Annotated in this window: 7 protein-coding genes; all 7 read left to right on the top strand. The window is 56.2% G+C overall.

Annotated elements, in window-relative coordinates:
* Window positions 1–198: 198 nt before the first annotated feature.
* Window positions 199–1,401, top strand: coding sequence for a DUF6160 family protein (locus tag ACAM27_RS17510; RefSeq protein ID WP_023009394.1), 1,203 nt, complete (start codon window positions 199–201; stop codon window positions 1,399–1,401).
* A gap of 107 nt (window positions 1,402–1,508) precedes the next feature.
* Complete coding sequence (locus tag ACAM27_RS17505; RefSeq protein ID WP_022992946.1) at window positions 1,509–2,468, top strand: hypothetical protein; 960 nt, start codon at window positions 1,509–1,511, stop codon at window positions 2,466–2,468.
* Window positions 2,465–3,022, top strand: a complete 558-nt coding sequence (locus tag ACAM27_RS17500; RefSeq protein ID WP_023009396.1) for a hypothetical protein — start codon at window positions 2,465–2,467, stop codon at window positions 3,020–3,022. Before ACAM27_RS17505 ends, ACAM27_RS17500 begins: the two co-directional genes overlap by 4 nt.
* Before the next feature lie 12 nt (window positions 3,023–3,034).
* Window positions 3,035–5,428 (top strand): DUF6160 family protein, encoded by a 2,394-nt coding sequence (locus tag ACAM27_RS17495; RefSeq protein WP_369612374.1) that lies wholly within the window; start codon window positions 3,035–3,037, stop codon window positions 5,426–5,428.
* A 104-nt stretch (window positions 5,429–5,532) separates the two neighbouring features.
* Window positions 5,533–6,492, top strand: a complete 960-nt coding sequence (locus ACAM27_RS17490; RefSeq protein WP_114434844.1) for a biotin--[acetyl-CoA-carboxylase] ligase — start codon at window positions 5,533–5,535, stop codon at window positions 6,490–6,492.
* On the top strand, window positions 6,489–7,217 hold the full coding sequence (locus ACAM27_RS17485; protein WP_303293370.1) for a type III pantothenate kinase: 729 nt from the start codon (window positions 6,489–6,491) through the stop codon (window positions 7,215–7,217). The genes ACAM27_RS17490 and ACAM27_RS17485 overlap by 4 nt, the downstream gene beginning before the upstream one ends.
* Window positions 7,217–7,861 carry a hypothetical protein gene (locus tag ACAM27_RS17480; protein ID WP_114434842.1) on the top strand — a complete coding sequence of 215 codons (645 nt, stop codon included), beginning with the start codon at window positions 7,217–7,219 and terminating at the stop codon, window positions 7,859–7,861. Before ACAM27_RS17485 ends, ACAM27_RS17480 begins: the two co-directional genes overlap by 1 nt.
* Window positions 7,862–7,891: the final 30 nt, after the last annotated feature.

Below are 7,891 nucleotides of genomic sequence, written 5' to 3'. Positions count from 1 at the left end.
GCTGTCGGGGGTTTTTTATTGCCTGCAGGAAAGCGAGCAGATATGACCCTGTGATCAGGCGCACAGTTACGCTCGGTAAATAGCGTTAGCATTCCCTCAAGACTGGCAGAAAAAAAGACTAAAAAGCCAGCTTCAGAGACACTCATCAGTCATTCGATCATTGCCGTCAATAACAACAAACGGCGGGCAGGTATGGCTATGAGTACACGTAAAAGACTATTCCTCGCGCTGTCCATGGTGCTGTCTTCGGCTGCCCATGCAGATTTGCAGCCCATTTCTGATGCCGAGCTGTCCGAGGTGACAGGTCAGGCCTTTGTCTCCATAGACCGCCAGTACCATCCCGATCCCAACGAAAATACCTCCTATACCCGTGTCAATCTCGGTATGGATATCGAAATCCAGACCAATGTTGATGTTCTCGAGATGGGGCGATATGAGCGAGCGGGTGAGAAGCAGGGTTCTTCCGATGTGCTGATCCGCGATTTTGCGCTCGGGTACATCAATAACCAGGCCTACTACAGCAAGAACCCTGATGCTCCGCGACAATATCGCCCCGATGGCTCAGCCTATGGCGAGAATGAGATTGTTCCGTTCATGATCGATAGCCCGTTCTTTGAGTTTGCCTTTGATGAGACCACCAATGAGGTGGTAGGTGTTCGTCTTGGCTTTGGCGAGTCCATGGGCATTCTTTCCGGCAAGATCGAAACGCTGACGGGCAACGTCAATGTCGACATCATTGATCGGGGTGAAGGGTTGCGGGAGGCTAACTCCACCGGCAATTTCTTCGATCAGTTGATTGTACTGCTCACCCCTTTGCTCGAATCGGGCAGTCCGCTCGCCACCAAGGCGCAGCTGGTCTATGGAGCGGAAGATGACCCGCGCATTGGCGAGCTTGATCCCATCCGTGCGGAGTATATCGGTATTCCGAACGGGGAAAAGTTCGTTCTCGAAGGTGCCGCCGGATTCACCCGCTGGTCTCTGAAGAACCTGATTGGCTGGGGATCCAGTTCGGAGATCGAGGTGCCGGATTGTTCCTTCTTCAGCTGTGGTGCTGGTGACATCTATGTCTATGCCCAGGATTGCATGGTGCTGGGTATAGACTCCTGCTTTGATCTGGATATTTACAACAGTTTCCCGATTGGCCAGGTTGAGGAGGTCAATGGTGAGCGGCGAATTACCGGTCCCGCCGATGGTGCGTTTATTTCGTTTCAGACCAAAGATCTGGATTGGCTGAAGGACGTCAAGAAAACCGACATCACGGTAGAGGACTTTATTCGGGCGACGTCCGGCGCATTCTTCAATATCCCCAATGGCGCCACCGAGGTAAACCTGAATGAGGCGTTGTACGGCACGGACCGTTATCGGACTGAGTACATAGACCGTGGTCGGGGGCTGTTCTGATGAGAGGATTCGGGTTCTGCAACTTCCCCTGCACTTCAATGTTGTCGTTAGCGCTCTTGTGGTCTTTGCCCCTCCAGGCTGAGATGGTGACTCTTAATGAGTCCGAGATGTCCGAGATCGATGGCGCCGGCATAGGCCTGGTTCTCGATAACTTTGCCTTCTCCCATGGAACCGACGCGCCGGATGCCAATGGCAACCAGGCCCGTATATTCCGAATCACGGGCATCAAAAGCACGGACGGGCAGGACGTGGATATCACCGTGAATCACTTGTACATCGCGGGCGCTGATTCCGCCTATGGTCAGAATCTGACCCCGGTCAACCTGGGGCGTTTGCTGCATCCCTGGCGAATTGACGTGGTGGACGGCAACACGATCGGGGTCAGAGATAAATCGGTGTTGGAAATCGCCGCGCCCGCGATGCTCAGCGCGGCCGAGGGTTACGATTGCCTGGGTGGCTCTGCGGCTGCTGGCAGCGGTACCTGTTCAAGCCGCCCCGCGACTGAATCCTGGATTGGCGAGCGAGCGGATATGGGGATGCAGATGAATGTCGCCGTGGGTGACGATCGCTCTGCCAACCTGAATATACATGCGAAAAGTGCCGTGATTGACGGGAGTTACCTGCGCCTCTGGGGCGATGACGCTCGCCAGCAAATGGCCGGCCAGTTCAAGCTGAACTTCTACTCTCCGGAGTTAACCATCAACGCATGCACCCAGGATGGCAGCGAGTGTGGCTCCCGCATCACCATGTCCGATTTTGTCCTTCAACTGGCGATCGGTAACGAGCTCCAGCCAGTGTTTTTTGATGTCGACGGTACGGGCAATTTCGTGCTGGAGGTAGATGCTATCGCTGCGCCGGCACCCGGGCAGATTGCCGCAAACGGGCTTCGGGATGGCAGCGATACCGCAACCTGGGACTTCTATGAAGCCTATTACACCAATCCGGAATACCGGAGCAATCTCCGGATTGGCAACTTTGGTGTTGGTGACCGGGATTTTGGCTCCGCCCGCATCGAAGGAATGCTCATTCAGCACCTGGAAATCAGAACCAAGGACTTGGCGCCATGATCCGTCTGACTTGTTGTTCAGCTACCCGGTTTTGCCTGCTCTTTGCGGCCTTGCTTCCCGCCTTGGCGTATTCCGAGATGTCGCCGCTCGGGGACGACGCCCTGGCTGATGTCTCCGGCCAGGGGGGGATCTATCTGTCTGGCGACATCAGCATCAACGAAATGGGAGGTCCGGTTCAGAACAATTACTTTGGCCGGTGTGATGAGGCAGATAAGAAATGCGGTGCTCGCTTTGCCTATCGGCTGAAGCAGGATGGCGGATGGATGGTACTGGATGAAATTCGAGGGATGTTCGCCTTTGAGGGTCTGACCCTGAGGGTGCGTTCGATCGATTCCGGCTTTGGGGGGGATGGTGCACTCTTTGACCGTGATGTGATTGAGCTGGGCTTGCCAAATGTTGTCCGGTTTTCTGACGTACAGTTCAAAATCGCTTCCAGTAGCACGCCACGACCAACTGACCCCGGCTTTCAGCAAACCGACATCTTTGCGGTGGAAATGCAGGGGGACGTGATCATGCAGGGTAACCTTCTGGTTTTTCCGGATGGAACCCCTTAGCCAGGAGGCATCATGACTCGTAAGCTTTCCGGAATCCTGCCCCTGAGTACGGTCGTCCTGGGCCTGGGCAGCTATTCGATGATAACCGCTGCAGATCTCCAGAGCCTTGATGACCGGGCGCTGTCTGAGATACGAGGCCAGAGCGGGATTGCCATCGAAACTGACCTGACCATGACCGCAGACAAGCTTTCCTATTACGACGATAACAAAGGCGTCCATCTGGAAGGCATGCGGGTGGGTTCCTCGGAAGTGCCGGGCCAGGGCGCATTTCATCGGACCAGGATCGATATCGGCAGTGATTCTGCGCTGAATCTCGAATACCTGGTAGAAGACCGGCGGGTCGAATTCTCGGACATCCGGCTGGCCGGCGCGCCCGGTGTCAGTATGGGCGGGATTTTCTTTGATCATAGCCTTCAAGGCACCTTGAGCCTGCGCCAGCAGACCGCAGGTGGAACCGGCTATGAATTTGATTCCGCGTACACCATGACGGGAGGCCGTCTGGGCTATAGAACCAACGGTAATTCGGTGTTTCTGGACGATATTACGATGTCCGTTGAGGCCTTGGGAGTAACTCTGGAGCGGGTGGGCCAGACCCTGGAACTGACGGCTCCAAGAGTAACTGGTAGTTGGCAGGTCGGTGCTATTCGATATTCCAGCGATCCTGCGATTTATGGCCGTAGCACCAATGGTAACGGTGACCTGCTGCCCAGCTATGGCGGTCTCTCTGGCCAGTACGAACTGTCCTCAACGACCGGTATATCCGCAGGAGGCCGCGCAGGGGAGGGATTGCGGTTTGATAACGAGACAACCATACATAGCGCGTCTTTCCTCTATCACGATGATGGCCATGCACTCGCCCTGAGAGACATCACTGGTTCCTACCGAATTCAGGACCTTCGTCTGGATGTGGGTGAGGATTGGCGCGGCCGACCGGCAGTGGGTTTAACGCTTGGGCGAATGGAAGGCGAGTTTGAGGTCGGAGCCATTGAGATTGGCGGTGCTGGTAAGAGCTTTGGGGCCTTCAACCTGAGCTTTCTGTTGGAAGACCAGGTATTTGGTGGTCGCAACTACACCAATGCGCTCTACCTGCAGGGCGGAGGCCATGTCGATGCCGGTGCCCAGGGCCTGAGGCTGGCTGCCCAGTGGAGCCTAAGGCTTTCTGATCTGAGCTATACCGAGGACGGCAACAGGGTGATTATCAGCGGCCTTCAGTCCTGGGGGCAGGGCGATATCACCGTGAACGTTACCCGTGACGGTGTTCAGGGTGGAACCCGATTCTATGACGGTTTGAGAATTGGCTTTGAGGGGCTTGAGGCCGGTTACCGTATTAATGGGATGCGCGTTGGCAGTGATGATGCGCCATTGCAGGGTGGTACCGAATTGTTGTTGGCGCTCGGCATCTATCCCGCCTACGACTTTACGCTGGACGGTCACATGACGCTCGGAGCCGGTGGCGCGTCCGGTGAGGGCCTGACGATTAATTCGGATATTCACATTCGTGACGGTCGTGCTGCAGTGATTGCCGCTCCTTATGACGAAGGTAACGGTGAGCAGCCCCAGAAAGGTCTCTGGCTGACCGATATGACCTATGATGGTCATGTTCGTAACATGACTCTGGATGTTACCGATGAAGGATTGGCGCTGGCAACGGAAGAGTCCTGGAGCACCATGGATATCGGCAATGTCCGGATCGGTAATGGTGTCGATGGAGAGAGCCTTGGGCGTTTGAAGATCCAGCGTTTTGAACAGGGGAGCACGACGTTGATCAAGCCTGGTGGTGCCGGCAACGTCTGTGTGGGTGGCGCTGGTGCTTCGGCCTCGGCCTGTTCGGCATCGGGCGGTGAGTGGGAAATGCGGGGCGAGGAAGGTGTCACGATCGAGATGAAGAACATCCTCGCCCGTGCTCAGAGCAGCGAGAAGCGGAATTCGCTGTTGTGGGAAACCAATCGGACCGTCGATGGCCAGGGGCGGGCCGTGAATGGTTCCGGAACCCGCCTGGTTCTGGACAATATTTACACGAGTGACGGTGGTGATTTCGATGGTGATGGCTTCGACGACAATACCTACGGTATTCAAACCGACCTATCCGTTGACGTATACCAGACCCGAGTCGTGAAGAAAGAAAATGGAGCGGACTCGCTGGGGGTGAATGGCGCCCGTGGAGACGAAAAGATTATGGATGCCTCGGCCCCCCAGGGTTATCGGTATGTGTCCTCTCCTTCGGAGGCTGATCGCCTGAACCGTCCACTGGGATTCGCGGTCAAGGCGGAAACCCGTTTCAAGGAACTGACCATAAATAATATCGATCTGGTTCATCCTGTAGGTGGCGCCCAGACCGCCGTGTTCGGCGCCGTGCTGCAGAACGTGAATATTCGCGCAAACCTGACCGCGACACCTATCCCCTGACGTCGCGACCGGTAAAGGGGCAAGGCCAGTGCTGCCCCTTTGCTTTTCAATCCCCTCCTGTTGTTTAATCCGGGCTTGTTTATTCCCCGTCTGGAAGCTCATTGATGAAATCCAATGCATTGCTGTCCCTGCTCAGTGATCGTGAAATCCATTCCGGTGAATCGCTGGCCCAGAAGCTGGGCGTTTCCCGGACGGCGGTGTGGAAGCATATCCGCAAGGCTATCGCCGACGGAACTGACATACGGACCATTCGCGGGCAGGGTTACCAGCTGGTGTCCGCACTGGACCTGCTTGACCGTGACATCATTCTTGGTCAGCTCAATGCTTCGGTTCGAGAGCGGATACAGCTCGCTGTTCTGGATGAAGTGGATTCCACAAACGCCGAGGTTGCGCGCCTACTGACGTCGGCGCCACTCCCGGTGGTGTTATCTGACTGTCAGACGTCCGGCCGTGGTCGAAGAGGTCGGAACTGGGCCAGCCCCAAGGGCCAGAACCTCTACCTGAGCCTTGGGTTGTCGATAAAAGGTGGGTTCTCGGCCCTGGATGGCCTCAGTCTGGCCCTGGGCGTTGCCGTCGCCAATGCCATTGAGCAGGTAGGGGGCGGTGAGGTAGGGCTCAAGTGGCCCAATGACCTGTTTGCCCAGGGCCAGAAATTTGGTGGGATCCTGGTAGAAATCCAGGGCGAACTCCAGGAAGGTTGTGTTCAGGTGATCGCAGGAATCGGTATCAACGTGCATATGACTCAAGCTGAAGACGTTGATCAGCCCTGGACGAGCCTGGACAAGCGTTGGCCAGACCAGGCCTGGGTCCGCAACCAACTCGCTGCCGGGATGATTACTCACATTCTGGCAGCAGTGACGGAATTTGAGGCTGGTGGCTTCCGGCAATTCCGGGAGCGCTGGCAGCGCCGTGACATCTTTAGCGGCCTGCCCCTCGTCACCCGTGAAGGTGAATTAAAGGGCCTGGGAGGCGGTATCGACGAAACCGGAAACTACCTCCTGAAAACAGCAGAGGGCGAAATACCGGTGCGGGCGGGCGATATCAGTTTGCGGGTGTCTGAATGATTCTGTTGATTGACGCTGGTAATACCCGCCTGAAATGGCGACTGACTGGAACAGGCGGCCCTCTTGAAGGGGCAGCGGTCATGGCAGATGCTGAGCCCCTGACAGGACTTTCAGGCTACTGGTCTGACATCGAAAGAATTCTGGTGTCGACGGTGGCCTCGGAAAGCGCCCGCGCGCAACTTCATGAACTGTTGCTTGCCCGGGCCAAGGTGCCTGTTGAATATTGCTGGGCTGAGTCGACGCGCGATGGCCTGTCCAATTCCTATGGGGATGTGTCGCGCATGGGGGCTGATCGATGGCATGCCATGCTGGCAGGCTGGGTCAGGTGTAAGGCTTCTTTCGCCGTTGTCGATGCTGGTAGCGCCGTCACCGTGGACTATGTGAATGCCAGCGGGCGACACCTCGGTGGCTACATTCTTCCTGGGCTCCAGATGATGCGCCGTAGTCTGAAAGTGGATGCGGCACGAATTGGATTTGAGCAGAGTGAGCAACTCGCCACCCGCCCGGGACAATCGACCGGCGAATGCGTCAACCACGGTCTGGCCTGGCTCACCGAGGCCCTTGTCCAGGGGATTCATCGCGATGCAAAAGCCTTTGGACTCTCTGCGATCTATCTGACCGGTGGCGATGCCCGGCGTTTGCAGGCCCTTGGTCTTGAGGCAAACGTAGTTGAGGGTATGGTGCTTGACGGTCTTGAGCGAATCGCCAGGGCGGGCGTTCTGTGATGAAGTGGCTGGCGTTTCTGTTGGCAGCTCTCAATCTGGCCGTTTGGTTTGTGCCGGCCTGGATCGAGCCATCCCGTTATGTTGGCGTTTCATCTGGAACCCTGCCACGTGTCTCCAGTCTGAAAGTGGCTTCCGAGACCATGGAGAGCCTCTCCCGGGAAGAGAGTTGTCTACGGATAACGCTCGGAATGTTTGATGCGAGGGATGACGCCGAGAATGTGGCGGCCGGTCTCAAGCATAGAGTCGGCATTGTTGAGGTTGAGAAGGAGTTACCGCCCCTGCATTGGGTATTGATTCCTCCGCAGCCGCCGGAAGCCGCGCGAGCCCAGTTCCGTGAGCTCTATCTTCAGGGCGTGGAATCGTACATTGTTTCCCGTGGAGAGTACCGTAACGCCATTTCCCTGGGGCTGTTCGAATCCCTTGAGGCTGCGCAATCGGTAATGGCAGAAAAAAAACAGGCAAATCTGAATGTAGTGCTGGCCAAGTTCCCTCGAAATCGTTTAGGATACGCGCTCGTTTTTGAGGTTGAATCCATGGCAGAAAGTGAATGGGTTCAAGCGGTTGAAGCGGAAACCGGTTACGAGTTCGATTTCGTTGAAAGCAATGCTTGTGAAGGTGTTGCAAGGCCGGAAAAAAATCCGTAGTATACCGCCCTCGCTGAACAGGCGAATGTG

Origin of the sequence: Marinobacter sp. RI1 (genome assembly GCF_041155085.1) — a bacterium.
Taxonomy (GTDB): Bacteria; Pseudomonadota; Gammaproteobacteria; order Pseudomonadales; family Oleiphilaceae; genus Marinobacter; species Marinobacter nauticus.
The sequence above is the reverse complement of the archived record's forward strand: the minus strand, read 5'-3'. Positions and strand labels throughout refer to the sequence as shown.